This window comes from Fulvivirga lutea (genome assembly GCF_017068455.1).
GTDB lineage: Bacteria > Bacteroidota > Bacteroidia > Cytophagales > Cyclobacteriaceae > Fulvivirga > Fulvivirga lutea.
The window spans coordinates 2,971,217-2,992,392 of the sequence record NZ_CP070608.1 but is presented as its reverse complement, the minus strand read 5'-3'; the positions used below and the strand labels follow the sequence as shown (position 1 = coordinate 2,992,392).

Below are 21,176 nucleotides of genomic sequence, written 5' to 3'. Positions count from 1 at the left end.
TCTACAAATCTTGCCATTTGGTAGTTAATTCTTTAAAATCGTTGTTGATCAGTTATGAACGACAACGATTTTTTGAATGAGGCAACTTAAGATTAGTAAACAGATAACTAACCGAGAGAGCCAATCTCTCGATAAATATCTGCAGGAGATAGGGAAAGTAGACCTGCTCACTCCCGATGAAGAGGTAGAATTAGCGCAAAGGATAAGGGAGGGCGATCAGCTTGCTCTTGAAAAACTTACGAAAGCTAATCTTAGATTTGTAGTTTCAGTAGCAAAACAATACCAAAACCAGGGGTTGTCTTTAGGTGATTTAATCAATGAAGGCAACCTCGGTTTGATTAAGGCCGCTCAGAGATTCGATGAAACACGTGGTTTTAAGTTCATTTCATATGCCGTTTGGTGGATTCGCCAGTCTATTTTACAAGCATTGGCAGAGCAGTCGAGAATTGTGAGACTACCACTGAATAGAGTAGGGTCACTCAATAAGATTTCAAAAACATTTTCTGAATTAGAGCAAAAGTTTGAGCGTGAGCCCTCACCAGATGAGTTGGCTGAAGTTTTGGAAGTAACAACAGCAGAAGTTGTTGACACAATGAAAATTTCAGGTAGGCATGTTTCCATGGATGCGCCATTTGTACAAGGTGAGGAGAATAGCCTGTTAGATGTATTGGAGAATGATTTGGAAGAAACACCTGATTCTGAATTAATGTCTGACTCACTACGAAGAGAAGTGCAGCGTGCACTTTCAACCTTAACTCAACGAGAATCTGATGTGATTGCCTATTATTTTGGCTTAAATGGCGAACATTCGATGACCCTGGAGGAGATAGGTGAAAAATTTGCTTTAACTCGCGAAAGAGTACGTCAGATAAAGGAAAAAGCTATAAGAAGGTTGAGACATACTTCAAGAAGCAGAGCTTTAAAGCCTTATTTAGGATAACATAAATTGAACGAAGAATAGTTGAGGTCTCAAGGAAATTTGAGGCCTCTTTTTTTTAATTTTGTCATTGGTTTTACAGTAAGTTAAAAATTTAAATTATCTACAACTTTTTTGAAGAGTTCGTAGTTAGTTAGTGGAGAATAAATTAGAAAAATGACTCAAGAAAAAGTAAAAGTATTAATTATAGGATCTGGGCCTGCAGGCTATACTGCAGCTATTTATGCATCTAGAGCCGGACTTAACCCGGTATTAGTAACAGGTGGCGAGCCAGGTGGACAATTAACCACTACTAATGATGTAGAAAACTATCCTGGTTATCCTGAGGGTGTTAATGGTCCGCAAATGATGATGGACTTCCAAAAGCAAGCAGAGCGTTTTGGTACGGATGTTCGTTATGGAATGGTAACTTCTGTTGATTTTTCTTCATACCCTCATAAAGCGGTAGTTGATGAGAAACATGAGATAACTGCCGAAGCTGTGATCATATCTACAGGTGCCAGTGCAAAATATCTAGGTTTAGAATCAGAAAAGAAATATGCGAATAAAGGAGTTTCTGCGTGTGCTGTTTGCGATGGCTTCTTTTACAAAGGTAAGCCAGTTGCATTAGTTGGTGGTGGTGATACTGCGGCTGAAGAAGCTACTTATTTGGCTAATATCTGCCCTAAAGTATATATGATTGTTAGAAGAGATGAATTAAGAGCTTCTAAAATTATGCAGGAACGTGTGATGAACACACCAAATATTGAAGTTTTATGGAATACTGAAACTGAGGAAGTGCTGGGTGATGGTGAGGCCGTAACTGGTGTAAGGGTATTTAATAATAAGACAGGAGAGAAGAAAGATTTAGAAATAGATGGTTTCTTTGTGGCTATTGGGCACAAACCTAATACAGATATTTTTAAAGAATATCTAGATATGGACGAGACTGGTTATTTAAAAGTAGTGCCGGGAACATCTAAAACTAAGATTGAAGGAGTATTTGTAACTGGTGATGCTGCCGATAAAGTATATAGACAAGCTGTAACAGCTGCCGGTATGGGTTGTATGGGTGCTTTGGATGCGGAACGGTTTTTGCAAGCAAAAGAATTTGAAACTGCATAAATAAACAATGATGAAAAAAATAGCTTTAGTATTACTAGTAGGGGCAGCCATTTTCACAGGATGTTCTTCTTCAAAAACAGTTACCAGAGTTGATTCCGACTCACAAATAGACCTTAGTGGCAGATGGAATGACACCGATAGCAGGCTTGTAGCCGAAGAAATGGTTCGTGACGGTTTGAGCAGGGTATGGGTAACTGACTTCGTGGAAGAAAATGGAAAGAAGCCTACTGTAATTGTGGGTATTATTAGAAATAAGACCAGTGAGCATATTAGTACAGAAACTTTTACTAATGATATTGAAAGAGAGTTTATCAATTCTGGAAAGGTAAGAGTCGTGCAAGGTGGTGAAGAAAGAGAAGAGCTAAGAAAAGAAAGAGCAGACCAGCAGGAATTTGCTTCTGCAGCTACTACCAAAAGATGGGGTATGGAGCGCGGTGCCGATTTTATTCTTCAAGGTACTGTAAGCTCTGTAACCGATTCTAATGGGAAACAGTCATTATTGTTCTATCAAACTGATTTGGAACTTACACACTTAGAGACTAATGAAAAAGTTTGGATAGGATCTAAGAAAATTAAGAAAGTCATTAACTAAGCATCTTATTGATGACCAAGTATTTAAGTGCCGCTCTGCGGCACTATTATTTTATACCTTTTATATTAATTTTTTTTAGCTGCGCTACCTATTATCAGAAAAATATAGAGTTTCAGCAGAAGTTCACCAGTGGACAAATTGAGGCTGCCGACAAGTTTTTAGATAAGAATAAAAAGCTCAGCAAAGGAAACAATCAATTACTATATAACCTTCAGAAGGGTGTTGTATTACAACTGCTAGACGAGTATGAGGCTAGTAACACCTACTTCGAAGAGGCCTATATTTTTACTGAAGACTATAAAAAGAACTACTCATTAGAAGCACTTAGTCTTCTCACAAATCCTAATGTAAAGCCATATACCGGTGAAGACCATGAGGTAATTTTCATTCATTATTATAAGGCCCTAAACTATTTAAGAATGGGTCAAATGGAGGAAGCTCTTGTAGAGTGTAGAAGAATAAATATTAAGCTCAATAAGCTCAACGATCGTTATGAGGATAAGAAAAATCGGTATAAGGTCGATCCTTTTGCCCATAACCTGATGGGAATAATCTTTGAAGCAAGTGGTGAGATTAACGATGCATTTATCGCTTATCGTAATGCGTATGAGGCTTATCAGGAAGTTGGTTCAATATTGAATGTGAAAGCCCCTGATCAGCTGAAAAGAGATTTAGTACGCACTGCAGGTCTTATGGGCTTTAGAACTGAATTGGAAACTTATGAAAAAGAGTTCAATCTAAAATATGAGCCTAAAAAAGATAAATCTGGAGAGTTAGTTTTTTTCTGGCATAATGGTCTAGGGCCTGTTAAAAGTGAATGGACTGTTAATTTTGTTGTGATTAAAGGCCAAGGCGGATTGGTGACATTTGAAAACAAAGAATATGGAATGAATTTTCCTTTTTATGTGCGCCAGGATCAAGATGGTAAGACACAATTGGGCGATTTGAAAATAGTTCGTGCGGCCTTTCCTAAATATGTTGACCGAGAACCTTATTTTGATAAAGCCAAATTATCAATAGGCGATAAGACCTATGCTCTCGAGAAGGGTGAAGATATATCAGCTATTGCATTTGTAACACTAGAAGACAGAATGTTGAGAGAGTTTGCGAACTCATTATTACGTTTGGCACTAAAGCAAGCTGCTGAAGAGGCTACAAGAAGTGAAAATGAAAACCTTGGGGCACTCGTCTCATTAGTGAACGCAGTTACTGAAAAGGCAGATACCAGAAACTGGCAAACTTTACCGCACGACATACATTATGCACGTGTTCCTTTAAAAGATGGAGCGAATAACATTAAGTTTACAGCTATAGGCAAAGGGAATGACTCGATGACCGAAGAATTGTACTTTGAAGGAGAAAAGGGTAGAACAGAATTTTTTATATTTAACAACCTTGAGTCATCTGCGCCTTCATCCTATAATAACCAGTTTAACCGATGAAATTAAATATACTCGCATTTGCAGCTCACCCTGACGATACTGAATTATCTTGTGCAGGCACACTGGCCACACATGTTAGAAAAGGTTATAAGGTAGGTGTAGTGGACTTAACAGCCGGTGAATTAGGAACCAGAGGTACAGATGAAATTCGAGCTAAAGAGGCTGCTGAATCTGCGAAAGTCCTAGGGCTATCAGTTCGAGATAATTTGAACCTTGCAGACGGTTTTTTTCAGAATGATAAAGACAGTCAGCTGGAATTAATAAAAGTCCTAAGAAAGTATCAGCCTGACATAGTGTTGATTAACGCACCTAGCGACAGACACCCAGATCATGGCAGGGCAGCACAGCTGGAATTAGATTCTTGCTTTTTGGCGGGACTGGTTAAAGTTGAAACGGAACTAGATGGTGAGAAACAAACTCCCTGGAGACCGAAATCAGTATACCACTACATTCAAAGCAACAATATGATACCCGATTTTGTAGTGGATGTTACAGATTCGTGGGATACAAAAATGCAGGCGATCAAATGCTTTAAGACTCAATTTTACGACCCTGAAAGCAAGGAGCCTGAAACCTTTATTTCTTCGCTCGACTTCATGAAAATGATTGAAGGAAGGGCCAAAGATTTAGGTTATTCTATTGGTGTTAGCTACGGGGAAGGATTTATTAAAGTTAAAAATTTGGGTGTTTCTGACTTACATAACCTTCTTTAAATAGCCTTGTTATTGAACAGGCTCAACAGTATAACCCTTCTTTCTTAATAAATTTAAAACGCCTGCTTCTTCTGATAGATGCGAGGCACCCAAGGCGAAAAACGTCTGGCCTGACTTCATGTATTCTTCAATTTTAGGAATCCATGACCTATTTCTTCCGAATATGAAATGCGTTTCATAATCCTCATGATTTTCCAAAGGGTGCATGGTGTATTCCAGGGTTTTATGTAAATCACCTTTTTTATAGAAGCTCACCAGTTCTTCATAATCTTTTAGTTGAGCATCAAAATTTTCTAAAGTATGCTTTAATGATTTTAACTGATCATCCAATTTGATCTTTTCTAAAGCTTCCACCTCTTTCTCAACTTTCTCCAAAGCCTGAGTGGTAATACCAAGCGTGTTAGCTTGATTAATCAGTTCTAACTCATAATACTTTACATTTTCTCCGTAGGAGAGGCGAGTCATTGTGGTAGATAGCATGATAGGCTTGAACTTTTTATACACCACATTGAATTTGAAATCTGAGATTCCAAAACGATCAGAAAAAATTCCGGAGAGTTTTTCCATTTCTGCTTCGGTTAAATAATCTTCTAGAGAATTTCCGCCTTCCAAATGTGCGGCTTTGTTGAGCTCGTGTCGCGCGTGATGATCTAATTGCGTTTCAGTAGATAATATCTGGCTCGATTTAAATGCATCATCAGCCTTCTTTGGCCAGTAGTAATCATCGGCAGGAATGAATTTTAGTATGCCAAAAATGTAGGATGGTTTGTCAAGCCCATTTCCTGAAACTTCCCATAGTAATGAATTGGCTTCTTTTTGAGCATGAGTATGGAAGAAACATGATAAAGCTAGAACAAGTAAAACGAGTTTTCTGGTTTTCATAAGCGGATACATTTATCTTTGGTTGATGAATGAAATTTAAAAATAGAAAGAATGCTTATAAATTTAACTACACCAGCGCTTCTTTTTCCCGCCATCTCGCTTTTGCTTTTGGCATATACCAATCGTTTTTTGGCCATTGCAACGCTCATAAGAAGCTTGCATCAAAAGCATATTAGCAATCCGGAGCACCCCACGCCTATTATTGGACAAATAGAAAATTTGCGTTCCAGGTTGTCTTTAATTAAGATGATGCAGGTGTTTGGTGTATCTAGTTTCTTTCTGTGCGTGCTAAGTATGCTCTTTCTATTTCAGAATGCCGCAAAAGTTGGCAGCTGGATTTTCGGTGCGAGTATGATTCTATTGCTTATTTCATTAGCTATTAGTTTACGTGAGCTTCAGATAAGCACCAAAGCATTGAATTTGGAATTGAGTGATATGGAGTTGAAGAGGAAGTTATGAAATTGACTGTTTTAATGATATTGATTTCATCCTATTTAGGAATAGAGCCTTGTAACATTATAGAAAAGACCAATGTATACTACTTAAATACATTTGTCGATAATGTAGAAGTATCAATATTAATAAATGATATTGATCAAATTGAATTAAATGAAACAAACTCTGATAAATTTATTTGTTCTTTACTTTCTGTTGGTTATTATACAGTAAATAAGGAATATACTTTTATTCCTCAATTAGAACATTGTAAAATAAATAGTCTATCAGCTAAAGAACTGCGTAATTTAAAAGATAATCAAAGTTTATTGTATTTTGAATTGGCTGATAAATCCCATGTTACCATGGCGGTAACTGAAATTGACGCAGAATTCTGGCAATATGAATCAAATAATAAATGGGTTCAAAGCACGCTTGGTATTCCTAGTAATTCAGAATTATGTCCTATGCTTAAGCATTCTTTGGCATTTAAATCTATTAAAAATGTTGAATTAGTTCCAAAGGACAAGCTCAATAAAATAATTAAGCTTTCAGGTAAATAATATTTAACTAATTCACCTTCAAACTATCCACCTCAGCACCTTCAGGCATTACAAATAACGAATCTACAGCTGGTTCTTTACTTAACGCAACATTGCTAAAGGTGACGTCATATCGAAGATCGCCAATTTTACCACTGTCGTATTTATGGCCTTTTAATGACATTGGAAATAGCAGACCATTTACATTTTTGTAAGCGCCATACTTTAATGCGTTATAGTTCTCGTGCTTCTCGCCAGTGTAGTAGGTAACTGTATAAAGTAAGAGCTCCAGCTTAAATGTTTCAGGGTTAAAATGAGCAATATATAAATCTTCATCGGCATCGCCAACACCTTCATTAAAGGATACTTTCAACGCTCGATACTCTTTATCCATGATTTTCACTGTACCCAAGTCATCATAATTGATTCCCGGGTCAGCCAGTACATAAGGAATGGCAAAGAAATAAAAGAACAAATTATGATAAAACCTGGGTGAGTTCTTTCCAGTAGCTTCGATGGTAGGAGAGGCCCACACTTCTTTGCCATCAAACCCAATCGTAAAATTTTCACTGTTAATTCGAACTAATCTTTTATTTAGGTCGATGATGTGTGTTTCTGTTTGATCATTACCCGCCATGCTAAGATCATACTGCATGGTTGAAAAGCTGTTCCATTGATCAATTCCACCGTGTGCTTCCAATGCTGCAGTTAACAATTCAGGATAATTGTTTTTGGTTTCCTGAGCTTCTTCACTAGCAATATTTTCACTATCTGATTTTGGTGTTTGATTACATGCTCCGAATGCAATTAGGCAAAGGAGTGATATGGCTATTTTTTTCATATTGCTAAGGTAGCTCACCTAATCTGAAATCTTATGTCACAGAGTTGACAAAGCATTGTAGAACGGTACTTCTAAATATGTAGTCATGTCGCAACGCAGTGGAGACATCTTTACCATTGTGAAAGTAAGCAGCAGAATTTCTATATGGCAAAGATTCCTTTGTTAGCACTACGGAATGACTGTAGGGTATAGGAATTTAAGCGAACTCAACTATTTAACGTCATGTCGTAACGTAGTGAAGACATCTTTACAGTCCTGAAAGCAAATAGTGGATTTTCGATATGGCAAAGATTCCTTCGTTACCACTAGGGAATGACTACAAGGTTTAAGAATTTAAGCGAACTCAACTATTTAACGTCATATCGTAACGTAGTGGAGATATCTTTGCCGTCCTGAAAGTAAGTAGCACACTTTCTATGTGCAAGGATTCCTTCGTTAGCACTACGGAATGACTACACGGTTTAAGAATTTAAGCGAACTCAACTATTTAACGTCATGTCGCAACGTAGTGGAGACATCTTTACCATTTTGAAAGTAAACAGCACACTTTCTATGTGGCAAGGATTCCTTCGTTTCCACTACGGAATGACAAAAAAAAAGGCGCTCGAAAGCGCCTTTAACTATGTTTAAAAGAACAAACTAATGATCAATAAACTCTTCGAATGATTTATGAACGGTGGGGTTCATTTTACTTTCATTCATATATTTATTCATTTTAGAAACTTGCTTCTCCTCAATCTTCTCATATTCTTTTTTGGCTTCATTAAACTTGCCTTCTAATAAACTTAAGTTTTCCATTTCTGAAGCAGAAGGTGCTTCAAATCCACCGGCAATCTTTCCAAATAAATCAGATATTTTTTCTCTTAATTGTGGCTCACCACTGCCTACATAGTTGTCGCCAGTAGTTATTACCAACGTTTCTTTCAACTTATTTAAATCGTCTAAGATAGGCTGAGCTACTTTAGCGCCTGACTTACCAGAGGCCACAACTTTTTCCGCTGTTTCAATAGTTTCGTCTATTCTGTAAACAAGGTAAGCAAGTTGTTCAGACATTTCATACAACTCCATTGTAGTTCTATGCAGAGCAATTCTGTCTTCCGCAGTAAGAGCTGAATTAGGATCATTCACCAATTTAATTTCCGTTTCATAGGTGTCTTTTCCTTTGGTCATTACTACTTTGTATTTACCAGCAGGTACCCTTGGAGCTGTAAAACCACCAAAGCTTAATGATTTACCCTTTGCCACTTTTGGTTGTTTAATTCTGTAATTCCAGGTAACTACATTTATACCTTTCGACTTACCGGGAGAGAGGTCGATCATGTGATTACCTTCGCTATCGTAAACATCCATACTCATCTTACCAAACGTGTGGCGCTTTTTGAGGTAATAGATAATTTTTGCGTCTCTGTTTGGGTTTGGCCCAACAAATTCACGCTCTGTGGCAGTACCACCAAATCCACTTTCCTCATCAATGACAGTGGGTTTAGATTCGAAGAAATGTACATCTTCCTTTAATACTAATTGATTTATTTGTCTCAATGGACTGATATCATCAATGATAATAATCCCTCTACCGTGAGTTCCTAAAACAAGGTCATTTGTTTTTTCACTTAACTCAATAAAGTGTACTGCTGTAGCAGGCATATTATTGGTAAACCTGTTCCAGTGCTTACCACCATCGATAGTGATAAATAAACCAAACTCTGTACCTAAGTAAAGTAAATCGGGCTGAACGTAATCTTCCTGAATGTTTCTTGCAAAGCCTTTGATTTCATCTGTTGCAATAGACTTCCATGTGCTACCATAGTCTGAAGTTTTATAAACATAAGTGTTCATATCACCACTTTGGTGGCCATCGAATACCGCATAGGCAGTTCCTTTATCATGCACACTAGCTTCAATGTGATAGACCCACGTATTGGCTGGCAGACCACTTATATTCTTAACAGTGTTTGTCCATGTTTTACCTCCATCTTTTGTTACCTGAACGTTTCCATCATCCGTACCAACCCAAATTACTTTTTCATCAATAGGTGACTCTGCAATGGTGAATATAGTAGTATGGTTTTCTGCACCTGAATTATCTTTAGATAACCCACCGGACTCTTCCTGATTTTGTTTTTTAGGATCATTGGTCGTTAGATCTGGAGATATTTTAGTCCAGGTATTACCCATATCTTCTGATTTATGAAGGAACTGGCTACCCATGTAAAAACGGTCTGGCTGGTGTTTACTAACCGCCATTGGAGCATTCCAGTTGAATCGAAGTTTAGGATCACCTTTTACGGGTAAAGGCTGAATAGTCTTAGTTTTTGAGTTTTTAAGATCAATTCGCCATACATTCTGTGCACCTTGCATTTCAGTGTAAATGAAGTCTTTGGTAGGGTGTTTCAATACTCGGAAACCATCACCAAAACCCACTACATTCCAGTCTCTGGCTTCAATTCCGCCCGGAGATCTTGAAGGGCCATACCAAGAACCGTTATCCTGAAGACCTCCATAGATGTTGTAAGGCTCTTTGTCATCGATACTGATGTGATAAAATTGTGATACTGGAAGGTTGGCAACTATTTCCATCGTATTTCCACCGTCCCAAGAACGATATACGCCACCATCGGTAGCTACATACATTCTGTCTGAATTATTGATATCGAATACAATATCATGAATATCAGGGTGCATGTTTCCTAAGTTTCTGAAAGTTTTACCTCCATCTCTACTGATGGAACCAAATAAACCACCTTTTACAACGATATCAGGGTTTTTAGGATCTACTGTAATTCTTGAGAAATAGAATGGCCTCACAACCAAACCGAAATCTTTATTTAAATGCTCCCACGATTTACCTGCATCATCAGACCTGTAAAGGCCTTTATTTTCGTCTTTTTCAGATTCAACAACAGCATATAACCTGTTTGAGTTAGAAGGTGCTACTGCAATAGCGAATCTTCCTAGTTTCCCTTTAGGAAAGCCATTATGAATTTTATTCCATGTCTTACCGCCATCAGTAGTTTTATAGAGTGCACTATTTTCTCCACCAGAATTGAATGACCAAGGCGTTCTTCTAAACTCCCACATGGCAGCATACAATGTATTAGGATCATTTGGATCCATAATGATGTCGCTACAACCTGTCTTTTGATCAGTGTATAGTACTTTATTCCATGTCTTGCCGCCATCAATAGTTTTGTATACACCTCTTACTTCGCTGTCGGAATAAAGAGCGCCCAATACACCAACATATACTTCATTGGAGTTATTTGGGTTGATCTCAATCCCGCTAATTCGCTCAGACTTTTCAAAACCCTTGATCTCTTCCCAGTTTACACCACCGTCTGTAGATTTGTATAAACCATCGCCCACGGAAACGCTATTTCGAGTCCAAACTTCACCTGTACCTACCCAAATGGTTTTGTCAGGATCTGAAGGATCGATAGCCACCGCACCAATTGATTGCGCATGTTCATCAAAAATAGAGGTGAAAGATGATCCGCCATTGGAGCTCTTCCAAACACCACCACCTGCCGTTCCGGCTATGATTACGCGATCATTCGTAGGATGCGTTTCTAAATCCGAAATACGCCCACTCATGATAGCAGGTCCAATTTGTCTGGCTTGTAAGTCACCAAAAAGCTCCTTGCCATTAAGCACTATTTCTTCTTCTTGTGCTACACTCCAGCCTGATAATAGCAGAGCTGATGCAGCAAATAATATTTTCTTCATTTTCTAAATCTTAGTTAATAAAATAGGCTACCCGAATAGGTAGCCTTAGAAATTATTGATTATTCTCCAGCTTCTTCTGGGAAAGCAAACATAGTCTCATCAATTTCTACATTTGCTTCGATACTATCGATTATTAAAGGCTGCATGCCTACACCTTTAATTCCCTGGCTGATTGAGAAAGGGAAGTAAACGCCTTCCACTTCGTCATAATCACTAAATACAGTTTGTGCAATAGCTCCTTTTTGAGGACCTCTAACAATAGATTCTTCTTGCGCTAAAAGCACGTTACTTTCTTTGTCGAAGAAGAAATATACCACGTCTTCTACTTCTTCACCATCAACAGTGATTGGCTCTTTCGTAAGTTTTAACTTGTATGCTTCGGTTCCTTCAATGGTTTCCTCACCTTCTAATTCCAGTGTATAACCTTTGTCTTCGTAATTAAAAAGGTCGCTTGGAAAGTCATTAGCTTCTAATTTTTGGTTAGCTGTAGATTCAGCATCAGCTTTTTCTGGTTTAGTTGATTGGAAGTTTGTACTCCAAAGTGTTTCACCATCAAATACACCTTGCATAAAGTCATTACCTTGAACGGTAAATTTAGTATACTGCCTTCCATCTTTCATGTTTACTACTTCAATAGGGATTTCTAAACCGCCTTGATTTACTTTCGCTTTAATCTTTAGGTTTTTGATATTGTCCCATGCTTCATAACCACCAGTAGCTTCTATGTAGCCATCTACAATTTCGTTGGCAGTTTGGGCTGTTGCCATTCCTGCAACAAAAAGTCCTATTACAAAAAGAGTTATTTTTTTCATTTTTAATTTGTTTGGGTTAATACTTTCCAATGTTAGTAACAACAAGCTGAAAATTATTACAAAATTTAATGAATGGTTATTTATTAGGATATTTTAACAAATATGGATGTGAACAAATGCTTCTTTGATTGGTTAAGATGGCATGAGCAATATATTAATTATCGGAGGAACAAAAGGTATAGGGTTAAGTCTGGCAAATGCTTTGGCCAAAACAAACAAGGTTACAGTTGTCAGTAGAGAATCCAGTGATGAGCTTGCAAGTGATGTTAATCATGTTAAGTCAGATGTTACAAAAGAGGTGTTTGAATATGAAGGCGATCAATTGGATGGGTTGGTTTACTGCCCCGGTTCAATTAACTTAAAACCATTTAACAGATTATCCATTGAGGATTTTGAATCTGATATAAATATTAACCTCTTAGGAGCGGTAAAAACGATACAGGCCAATTTAGGCAAACTCAAAAAATCAACTCAGGCGTCTATTGTTTTATTTAGTACTGTGGCTGTAACACAAGGTATGCCTTTCCATACATCTGTGGCTGCAGCTAAAGGGGCTATTGAAGGTTTTGGAAAATCTTTGGCAGCGGAATTAGCTCCCTCTGTGCGGGTCAATATTATTGCCCCATCAGTGACAGATACGCCACTTGCATCCAAAATCTTATCCTCCAGTGATAAGAAGGAAAAATCTGGTGAGAGGCATCCTCTAAAAAGAGTAGGTGAGGCTGAGGATATCGCTAACATAGCCGAGTTTTTACTGAGCGATAAATCAAGTTGGATTACCGGACAAGTGATTGGTGTAGACGGTGGTATGTCTACATTAAGAATGTTATAAAATTGAACCAATCTCATTAAGTTTATGAGATGTTTAGGTTCGGATTCATTTTATCCCTTGCTTCATTTTTTATTCTAACGTCATGCAGTGACAATAGTACGTTGCTGGATGCTGGAGTTTCTAAGGAACTAGCAGCATTGCGTAAAAGCCAAATTTCAAATGTCGAATACCATTTATCATTTGATATACCGGCAAATAAGGAAAAGGAAATAAAAGGTAAGGTTTCCATTAATTTCGATTCTGAGCCGAGCTCTGAAGATCTTATTCTCGACTTCAATACCAATGACAGTAGTGTTCTTTCGGTAAAAATTGATAATACCAATGTTCCATTTGACTACATCAATGAGCACGTTGTTATTGAAGGCAAATACATCAATGAGCGTAATAAGATTGACATTGAGTTTATTGCTGGTGATTTATCACTCAATAGAAAAGAGGATTTTCTTTACACCTTATTTGTTCCTGACAGAGCAGCTACGTGCTTTCCACTTTTCGATCAGCCAGACATTAAAGCCAAATATTCGCTTGAATTAACAATTCCATCTTACTGGAAGGCTGTGGCTAATTCAAAAGTAATTAATCAGAAAAAGGCAGGAGAGAAGTTGCACTATACATTTGAGAAGACACTGCCTATCAGCTCCTATCTTTTTGCTTTTGCTGCGGGTGAGTTTAAGGTGGAAAAGGTTGAGTTAAATGGTAGAGAAACAAGATTGTACCATAGAGAAACTGACTCAGCTAAAGTGGCCAAGAACTTAAATGCTATTTTCGATTGGCATGCCAAATCACAGTTATGGCTAGAAAATTATACTGGCATTGATTACTCGTTTAATAAACTAGATTATGTCTTGTTGCCTGCATTTCAATACAATGGTATGGAGCATCCGGGTGCTATTTTTTATAAGGCATCTTCGTTGTTTTTAGATGAAAATGCATCGGACGTACAGAAGCTTAACAGAGCGCGGTTAATTGCGCATGAAGTAGCTCACATGTGGTTTGGCAATTTGGTGACCATGAAATGGTTTGACGATGTCTGGCTAAAAGAAGTATTTGCCAACTTCATGGCTGCAAAGATCATTGCACCTTCATTTTCCGAAATTAACCACGAACTACAGTTTATCTTGTCGCACTACCCAAAAGCTTATGAGGTAGATCGCACTTTAGGAACCCATCCGATAAGTCAGAATCTTGATAACTTAAAAAATGCGGGTTTTCTCTATGGAAATATTATCTACCAAAAGGCTCCAATTGTTATGGATAAATTGGAAAGAATTATGGGGGAGGAAGAGTTTCAAAATGGCATTCGCACATATTTAGCTACTTACTCATTTGGCAATGCCACATGGGATCAACTAATCACTATTCTTGCTGACCAAACGGATAAGGACTTAAAGCAATGGAATAAAGATTGGGTTGAGCGAGAAGGAATGCCTGCTGTAGATTATAGAAAGGGAAGTAAGGGGCTTATATTCTTTCATCAGAATAATAATACACGCAAGTACTGGCACCAATCACTCACTTCTTTGATTAACGATTCAGCCACCCACACTATCTATTTCGATAATTATCATGTGGTTACAGATGTAGGTACAGTTAATCACTTACTACCCAATAGTAATAGTTTGGGGTATGGGTATTTTAAGATTGACTCGGCTAGTGCAGTTCATTATATGAATAAGGTGGACTCAATGTCTAATCCTATTCAACGCAGTGCAATTTGGATGAATTTTTACGAGGGAGCGATTAGAGGAAATATTGACAGAATGAACGTATTAAAAACCATGATCAGAAACCTGTCGATTGAAAATGAACAGATTGTCCTCAACTACCTCTGTGAAAGCATAGAGATACTTTATTGGCAGTTTCTTACTGAAAAAGAGCGCAAGGCAATATCTCCAAGCTTAGAAGGGGTCTTACTAAATGGTATTGTTAACAGAACAGAAGCCGGGGCCAGAAGTACGATGTTCCATGCACTTTGTAAAGTATTTGAGTCGGAGCAAGCCTGGCAGGTACTTTACAACATATGGAATGGAAATCTTGAGTTGGAAGATTACAACCTCAGTAAATCTGATCAAACGCAGTTAGCTTACCAGCTTTCAATGAGAAATGAAGAAAAGGCAGATTCCATTTTAAATTACCATGAAACTGAATTGGACAACCCGGATGAATTAGCAAGATTTCAGTTTGTACGGCAGGCAATTACAACCGATCCTGACGAAAGACTACAATTTTTTAATAGCCTCAAACAACCGGAAAACAGGGAGAATGAAGAGTGGGTATTAGAATCCTTACGCCTATTTAATCACCCATTGATGCAGGATCAATCAATCAATCAGTTGGAGGCTAGTTTGGAATTACTGGAGGAGATTAAACTAACTGGTGATATCTTCTTTCCCAAACGATGGTTAGATGCAGTATTTCAGGGGCACAATTCTGAAGAGGCTTATGAAGTGGTTAAGAATTTTCTTTATCAAAATCATAATATGCCGCAAGACCTAAAAAACAAGCTGCTTCAGTCAAGCGATTTACTGTTTCGGTCAAATAATCATTTTACTGATAGCAATAATTAGTAAATTAACCACTAGTTTAATTGTATCAATGGACAACCTTTTATTATTTGGCCTTGTCTTTAAAAACAATAGAAGATAACTGACAATAAATGAGCGAAGAATTACTGAAGGCCATTATCCAGTTATTTGCCATAGTAGCAAAAGAACGGGTAACGGAAGATGAGAGAGCAAATATTAAGGAATTCCTATCAGTTCATCTTAATCAGGATGCAATACCGTATTACCTTCAGTTATTCGATAATCACTGCCGTGAGAATGTTAAGGAAAATGAGGACTTAGATGACCTCGATGATGATACTTTAGCCTTTGTTGAAGACTGGTCAAAAATTATGGCCATTGCGAAACAGGTAAACCTTGCCCTTACAGCTCAGCAAAAGGTTGTGTTAGTGGCTAAAATTATTGAGCTGGTATATGCCGATCATGAGATATCTGAGCGACAGGAGAATCTGATTTTTTACATTGGTGAGGCTTTAAAAATTACCCGTAAAAATATAGGTGCCTTAAAAACGTTTGTGGTTGGTGAAGATTTGGAAGAGTTATCCTCTAAAGACATACTAATTATTGATGAGGGATCTGGAGAATATCATACGAAAGGTCCGAGAATAGTATCTAAGCATTTAACCGGCCTAATTTCAATATTTCGATTAGCTGATATTGAAACTTACTTCATTAAGTATTTAGGTATCAGCACGTTATATCTTAATGGTATTGCGTTAAAGAGTAGAAAAATAGAAATATTTCCTACTGGTAGCACCATTCGGGGAGATAAGATTGATACCATTTACTACAGCGATGTTGTCAGCAGATTCCTTCACTCCAGACATAAGATTAATATAACGTTCAGTGCGGAACACCTCTTTTATCATTTTAAAAGCGGTAGGGCCGGACTGCAAAATGTAAACTTCAATGTTAACGGTGGGAAACTTATTGGTATCATGGGTGCCAGTGGCTCCGGAAAATCTACTTTGCTCAACGTTATTAATGGTAATGAGATGCCTTCTGGCGGTAGAGTGCTTATTAATAATATTAATATTCATGATACACCCGAATTGGTTGAAGGTGTGATAGGTTATATCCCACAGGACGACCTTCTGATGGAAGAACTTTCTGTAGCGCAAAACCTATATTATGCGGCCAGATTGTGCTTTAGTCAGTATTCCGAAGAAGAAACAGAAGAACTCGTTGATAAGGTTTTATTGAACCTTGGCTTACATGAAATTAAGCATTTAAAAGTAGGCTCTCCGCTCGACAAAACCATTAGTGGCGGACAAAGAAAGCGAGTAAATATTGGCTTAGAGCTACTTCGTGAGCCCAGTGTATTATATGTAGATGAACCAACATCGGGTTTATCATCGCAGGATTCTGAGAATATCATGGATCTTTTGAAGGAATTATCCCTAAGAGGCAAGCTGGTTTTTGTGGTGATACACCAGCCATCGTCAGATATTTTTAAAATGTTTGACGATCTATTGATACTCGATTCCGGTGGATTTCAGATTTATTATGGCAACCCTGTTGAAGCAATCACTTACTTCAAGAATGTGGTCAATGCTGCTAATCGAAAGCAAAATGCTTGTCCTGAATGTGGCAATATTAATCCAGAACAGATTTTCAGTATCATCGAAACCAAGGTGGTGAATGAATTTGGGAGGCTAACCAACACCCGAAAGATATCTCCGGGGCAATGGTACCAATACTTCAGGGAGAATAATAAACCGAAGAAAATAGAGCATACGAAAGAGCGAATAAAGGTCTCTCAGAAGATTCCTAACTTCTTTAAACAGCTAAAAGTATTCTCAATCAGAGATTTGCTTTCAAAACTTAGCGACAAGCAGTATTTGATCATTAACCTGGTTCAAGCGCCTATTCTTGCCATTTTTATGACGTTTTTAGTGCGGTATTATGCCACTATCGAAAGAGATAATCCGCATTATTCATTCTACGAGAATGATAACATTCCTGTCTATTTCTTCATGAGTATTATCGTTGCTCTTTTTATGGGTTTAACGGTTAGTGCCGAAGAAATATTTAGAGACAGGAAGATACTGAAGCGAGAGCGCTTCTTAAATCTTAGTAAAGGCAGTTATTTACTTTCAAAAATCTTGATACTGTTTGCCCTATCTGCTATACAGACAGGCTCATTTGTGATCATTGGAAACTTTATTCTTGGTTTGAAGGATATGGGCTTGTCTTTCTGGATGATCTTGTTCAGCTGTTCGTGCTTTTCGAATATGCTTGGCTTAAATATTTCTGCCTCCTTTAATTCAGCTGTTACCATTTACATTCTTATCCCATTGCTTTTAATACCACAGTTACTGCTAAGCGGTGTTGTGATTAACTTCGATAAGTTTAATCCTGCCGTAAGCACCATGGATGGTGTGCCGATAGTAGGAGAGATGATGGCTTCTCGCTGGGCATTTGAAGCTGCACTTGTCACTCAATACAAGGATAATCCTTACGAAAAGCTATTTTACGAAGTTGATAAGAAGGCTGCAGATGCTGAGTATAAGAAGTTATATTATATACCCCGAATTGAATCTGAGCTTTCTAATGCATTTGTAAATATGCGTTATAAGCTAAATGCGGACATGGCAGTTGACATTAGAAAATCGTTGGAGATAGTTCGAAATGAAGTGGCTAGCGAATTGGAGCGGGTAGGAGACGATAAATTCAAGAAGTTAGATAGATTGGTTATTGAGCGTTTTGATTCAGCTACTTATAATGATACAAAAGATTTCTTGGCGAAATTAAAGAAAATGTACACTAATCAGTTTGTTGAAGCTGAACAAGAAAAGGCTGCTATTTTGGCTCAATTTAATTCGTCAGAAGATGGTCTGGATTCTTTGAGTACCATGAAATTTACCTATCAAAATGAAGCTATTGTTACCGCCTTGCTTAACAATACATCAGAATTTAGAGTAATTGAGTTAGATAACAGGCTGGTTAGGAAAATTTACCCAATTTATTATACTGACCATAAGCCTGACCATTTTCTTGACTTTAGAGCGAAATTCTATGTGCCTGTAAAACATTTTGCAGGCATGTACTTCGATACGTTTAAATTCAATATAGTGGTAATCTGGTTGATGACCATCACCTTATTTGTTACACTTTATTTCGATGCGCTAAAAAGATTAATCAAAAAAGTTACCGATAAAAAAACAAGGTTAGGGGGCTAAGTTTATCCTAAAAATAGCCTAAAGAGCTCTCAATCGATTATTTCTCAAAAATTGTTAAATTAGTATACTTTATTTATTGCCAGGGCACCTTTTGGTGAGTTGGTAGTAACTATTTTTTTGACTAATCAATTTTCAGATAAACTTTTTCATCAATGAAATCCATGTCTGATTTAATGCTCCAAACCCACTTCAATAAACTGAAGGAGGAGTTGGACAAATCTTTAAAAGAGAAGCAAGGTGAGCCTGAAAATCCCATTCATGTTACTTTAAAAAAAGTCTTTAATTACCTGAAAGCAAAATCAATTTCATCGCAGCTCGATTCTGACGGTCAGGAGTTACTTGAAAATGTTGCTAAGCAATTAGATGAATTAAAGAAGAAGTAAAGTAGTATTATGCCTTCTCGTGCACCACTTCTAAGGAGTCATATAACGTAACCTTGAATACCGTACCCTTTCCAATTTCAGAGTCTACATCTATTTGACCGCCAATTTTGGTCACTGTATCCTTCACAATATATAACCCAAGGCCAGACCCTTCGGCCTTATCGCTGGAGGCTCTGAAGAACATATTGAAAATTTTGTCCAAATGCTCTTTATCTATGCCCATACCATTGTCTACAATTTCTATTGTTGAAATACCTTTAGGGTAATTGAGATCAACATTTACCTCAATTTTGGGTGCGTCCTGATCGTAATTATGGTACTTAATGCAATTTGTAATTAGGTTGCTAAGTACAATTTTCAATCGACTTTCATCTGACTTAATCGTTAGATCCTTATCATAATTCCTATAAAATGTCACCCTATCGGCATTGTCGTAATACTTTAGGTCCTGACAAATGCCTTCGATGATGCCGTCCAATAAAACATCATTTTTTACCACTTCACGCTTAGAGTTTATTGAGTATTCCATTATACTCTTAATGAAATCTTCAAGTTTGGCTACACTCGAATTCATCATTTTTAGGTATTCACTTTGCCTTTCATTTGGCTCTTCGGCTCTGGCCAGATTGATTAAACCTTTTAAGGACTTTAATGGTGCAACTAAGTCATGCGAAGAGCGATAAACAAAATTGTCTAATTCGGTATTGGTGATAATTAATTCATCATTGGCTTGCCTTAGTTGTTCCCTTTGCTGTATTAGTTCTTGGGTACGGTTATTAATAATTCTTTCGAGGCGTTTGTTAAGAAGTTTTAGCCGCTTGGTTCTAAATCTAAAAATCACAAAAATCAATGCTGAGATGGCAAGAACTGCCAGGAAGATGAATAATTTAGTCTTATACCAGGGGATGGGTATCTTAAAAGAATGTACCTGCATTTGAGTTGATGACCCGTCAGGCAACTTAGCCTTTACTTTAAAGGCATATTCACCACCATCAAGGTTAGTGTATTCTTTCTTAACATCGCTTACCCAATCACCAAATCCCTGATCATATCCATCCAAATAGTACGAATACTGTAAATCTGATTTGTCATATCCGGGCGTGGCGAAGTGAAACTCTAAAGACCTTAAATTGTCATCGAGGTCATACTTTGATCTTACTTTAGTGATATAGGTTTTTGGGACATACCCTACTTGAACAAAATCAGTTGACCATTGTATATAGCTGATTCCTGTTGGTCTACCTGCCCATACATGGCCTCTTTTATCCACTACAAAGTCGTGCAGTGCATTGCTTTGCATTCCTTGTGATTTATCAATTTTTGATAAGATTTTACCATACTTATCCATGATGATTAGTCCTCCGCTCCAGGATGAAAAGGCATACAAGCTATCCCTAAAAATGTGTGCATCATAAATACCATATTTTTTTAGATACTCGTCATCAGAGGATTCAAACTGAACCATTTCATTCTTTTGGGGAAAGTACTTAAACAAGCCATTTTCAGAAGTTGCAAACACATAGGATTCATCAGTTAAACTTTTTAATGCAGAATAAACATTGTCTTCCTTCCACTTAAATTGATTATTAAGAAGCTCAGTTGTATCTCCCTTTACTTTATATAAGTATTCATTAAATTTTGAAGCTATTACTTCGTTGTTCAGCACAAATATTCCGCTATTATTAATGTCGATATGCTTTGAACCTTCGCCATCATACTTCACTATTCCTTCATAGGAGGCAAAGTAAACGTCCTGTCCGACAGTTTCTATCTGCCAGAATGCCCCAAACTCATGTTGCTTTGTTAATGAACTTCTTAGTGAATGATATGTAAAGCCATCAGAAGAATCACGTTCGAGGTAGCCATATTCATTAATGCCACCTACATAAAATTTACCATCGTCACTAATATTAATGGAATAGACGCCACCAAAATTGACTATGGGTATTAGTTCCCATTCACTACCATCATACTTAAGAATTCCATTTTCGTTTGCGAAATAAAGCACTCCCATTTCATCCATTACTACAGAGTAGTTGGCAGAAGCCGCTTTATAGTCTCCGGTACCAAAGTTCTTGATGGCAACAGAATCTAAGGACTGTGCGATGGTAGAACAGCCAAAGGTTATGAAAAGTAATGTAAAGGCGATTAAACGCATTTAGGAAGAATTAATAGGATAATTTAATCATGTA

Annotated in this window: 16 protein-coding genes; 11 read left to right on the top strand and 5 right to left on the bottom strand. The window is 37.4% G+C overall.

The features are described 5' to 3' along the window. The first annotated feature begins 76 nt into the window (after positions 1-76). From JR347_RS13395 to bshB1, 5 genes are all read left to right on the top strand, one after another. A complete protein-coding gene (locus tag JR347_RS13395; protein WP_205721102.1) occupies positions 77-940 on the top strand; it encodes a sigma-70 family RNA polymerase sigma factor in 864 nt (287 codons plus the stop codon). A 153-nt stretch (positions 941-1,093) separates the two neighbouring features. Then, complete coding sequence (gene trxB, locus JR347_RS13390) at positions 1,094-2,041, top strand: thioredoxin-disulfide reductase (RefSeq protein ID WP_205721101.1); 948 nt, start codon at positions 1,094-1,096, stop codon at positions 2,039-2,041. Positions 2,042-2,048: 7 nt separating this feature from the next. Beyond that, the gene (locus tag JR347_RS13385; RefSeq protein WP_205721100.1) at positions 2,049-2,633 is read left to right on the top strand and encodes a penicillin-binding protein activator LpoB; all 585 of its coding nucleotides are present in this window, start codon (positions 2,049-2,051) and stop codon (positions 2,631-2,633) included. A gap of 11 nt (positions 2,634-2,644) precedes the next feature. Beyond that, positions 2,645-4,075 (top strand): COG3014 family protein, encoded by a 1,431-nt coding sequence (locus tag JR347_RS13380; RefSeq protein WP_205721099.1) that lies wholly within the window; start codon positions 2,645-2,647, stop codon positions 4,073-4,075. Further along, positions 4,072-4,788, top strand: a complete 717-nt coding sequence (gene bshB1 / locus JR347_RS13375; RefSeq protein ID WP_205721098.1) for a bacillithiol biosynthesis deacetylase BshB1 — start codon at positions 4,072-4,074, stop codon at positions 4,786-4,788. The genes JR347_RS13380 and bshB1 overlap by 4 nt, the downstream gene beginning before the upstream one ends. A 9-nt stretch (positions 4,789-4,797) precedes the next feature. Here bshB1 and JR347_RS13370 read toward each other — a convergent pair whose 3' ends face one another. Then, complete coding sequence (locus JR347_RS13370; protein ID WP_205721097.1) at positions 4,798-5,670, bottom strand: TraB/GumN family protein; 873 nt, start codon at positions 5,668-5,670, stop codon at positions 4,798-4,800. 51 nt (positions 5,671-5,721) lie between these two features. On the opposite strand from JR347_RS13370, the gene JR347_RS13365 reads away from it, so the two are divergent. Both JR347_RS13365 and JR347_RS13360 read left to right on the top strand, forming a co-directional pair. Further along, on the top strand, positions 5,722-6,129 hold the full coding sequence (locus JR347_RS13365; RefSeq protein WP_205721096.1) for a DUF2721 domain-containing protein: 408 nt from the start codon (positions 5,722-5,724) through the stop codon (positions 6,127-6,129). Continuing rightward, complete coding sequence (locus tag JR347_RS13360; protein ID WP_205721095.1) at positions 6,126-6,668, top strand: hypothetical protein; 543 nt, start codon at positions 6,126-6,128, stop codon at positions 6,666-6,668. Before JR347_RS13365 ends, JR347_RS13360 begins: the two co-directional genes overlap by 4 nt. A gap of 7 nt (positions 6,669-6,675) precedes the next feature. Here JR347_RS13360 and JR347_RS13355 read toward each other — a convergent pair whose 3' ends face one another. The 3 genes from JR347_RS13355 to JR347_RS13345 all read right to left on the bottom strand — a co-directional run bounded on the left by JR347_RS13355 (position 6,676) and on the right by JR347_RS13345 (position 12,023). Beyond that, a complete protein-coding gene (locus JR347_RS13355; RefSeq protein WP_205721094.1) occupies positions 6,676-7,488 on the bottom strand; it encodes a DUF6503 family protein in 813 nt (270 codons plus the stop codon). Positions 7,489-8,127: 639 nt separating this feature from the next. After that, entirely contained in the window at positions 8,128-11,211 is a 3,084-nt protein-coding gene (locus tag JR347_RS13350; protein WP_205721093.1) for a VPS10 domain-containing protein, read from the bottom strand. 59 nt (positions 11,212-11,270) lie between these two features. Next, positions 11,271-12,023 carry an outer membrane lipoprotein-sorting protein gene (locus tag JR347_RS13345; protein ID WP_205721092.1) on the bottom strand — a complete coding sequence of 251 codons (753 nt, stop codon included), beginning with the start codon at positions 12,021-12,023 and terminating at the stop codon, positions 11,271-11,273. Positions 12,024-12,165: 142 nt separating this feature from the next. On the opposite strand from JR347_RS13345, the gene JR347_RS13340 reads away from it, so the two are divergent. The 4 genes from JR347_RS13340 (at position 12,166) to JR347_RS13325 (ending at position 18,984) form a co-directional block, all read left to right on the top strand. Continuing rightward, entirely contained in the window at positions 12,166-12,855 is a 690-nt protein-coding gene (locus JR347_RS13340; protein ID WP_205721091.1) for an SDR family NAD(P)-dependent oxidoreductase, read from the top strand. Positions 12,856-12,884: 29 nt separating this feature from the next. Then, positions 12,885-15,422: a M1 family metallopeptidase gene (locus JR347_RS13335; RefSeq protein WP_205721090.1), complete on the top strand. Its 2,538-nt coding sequence runs from the start codon at positions 12,885-12,887 to the stop codon at positions 15,420-15,422. A gap of 89 nt (positions 15,423-15,511) precedes the next feature. Next, on the top strand, positions 15,512-18,601 hold the full coding sequence (locus tag JR347_RS13330) for an ATP-binding cassette domain-containing protein (protein ID WP_205721089.1): 3,090 nt from the start codon (positions 15,512-15,514) through the stop codon (positions 18,599-18,601). A 152-nt stretch (positions 18,602-18,753) separates the two neighbouring features. Then, a complete protein-coding gene (locus JR347_RS13325) occupies positions 18,754-18,984 on the top strand; it encodes a hypothetical protein (RefSeq protein WP_205721088.1) in 231 nt (76 codons plus the stop codon). 7 nt (positions 18,985-18,991) lie between these two features. Here the strand turns inward: JR347_RS13325 and JR347_RS13320 are convergent, their stop codons facing one another. Next, positions 18,992-21,142: an ATP-binding protein gene (locus JR347_RS13320; RefSeq protein WP_205721087.1), complete on the bottom strand. Its 2,151-nt coding sequence runs from the start codon at positions 21,140-21,142 to the stop codon at positions 18,992-18,994. Positions 21,143-21,176: the final 34 nt, after the last annotated feature.

Coding starts and splice junctions, on each gene's coding strand:
- JR347_RS13330 (WP_205721089.1), top strand. CDS start 15,512: ATGAGCGAAGAATTACTGAAGGCCATTATCCAGTTATTTGCCATAGTA.
- JR347_RS13360 (WP_205721095.1), top strand. CDS start 6,126: ATGAAATTGACTGTTTTAATGATATTGATTTCATCCTATTTAGGAATA.
- JR347_RS13350 (WP_205721093.1), bottom strand. CDS start 11,211: ATGAAGAAAATATTATTTGCTGCATCAGCTCTGCTATTATCAGGCTGG.
- JR347_RS13355 (WP_205721094.1), bottom strand. CDS start 7,488: ATGAAAAAAATAGCCATATCACTCCTTTGCCTAATTGCATTCGGAGCA.
- JR347_RS13370 (WP_205721097.1), bottom strand. CDS start 5,670: ATGAAAACCAGAAAACTCGTTTTACTTGTTCTAGCTTTATCATGTTTC.
- JR347_RS13345 (WP_205721092.1), bottom strand. CDS start 12,023: ATGAAAAAAATAACTCTTTTTGTAATAGGACTTTTTGTTGCAGGAATG.
- JR347_RS13325 (WP_205721088.1), top strand. CDS start 18,754: ATGAAATCCATGTCTGATTTAATGCTCCAAACCCACTTCAATAAACTG.
- trxB (WP_205721101.1), top strand. CDS start 1,094: ATGACTCAAGAAAAAGTAAAAGTATTAATTATAGGATCTGGGCCTGCA.
- JR347_RS13395 (WP_205721102.1), top strand. CDS start 77: ATGAGGCAACTTAAGATTAGTAAACAGATAACTAACCGAGAGAGCCAA.
- JR347_RS13380 (WP_205721099.1), top strand. CDS start 2,645: ATGACCAAGTATTTAAGTGCCGCTCTGCGGCACTATTATTTTATACCT.
- JR347_RS13365 (WP_205721096.1), top strand. CDS start 5,722: ATGCTTATAAATTTAACTACACCAGCGCTTCTTTTTCCCGCCATCTCG.
- bshB1 (WP_205721098.1), top strand. CDS start 4,072: ATGAAATTAAATATACTCGCATTTGCAGCTCACCCTGACGATACTGAA.
- JR347_RS13385 (WP_205721100.1), top strand. CDS start 2,049: ATGATGAAAAAAATAGCTTTAGTATTACTAGTAGGGGCAGCCATTTTC.
- JR347_RS13335 (WP_205721090.1), top strand. CDS start 12,885: ATGTTTAGGTTCGGATTCATTTTATCCCTTGCTTCATTTTTTATTCTA.
- JR347_RS13320 (WP_205721087.1), bottom strand. CDS start 21,142: ATGCGTTTAATCGCCTTTACATTACTTTTCATAACCTTTGGCTGTTCT.
- JR347_RS13340 (WP_205721091.1), top strand. CDS start 12,166: ATGAGCAATATATTAATTATCGGAGGAACAAAAGGTATAGGGTTAAGT.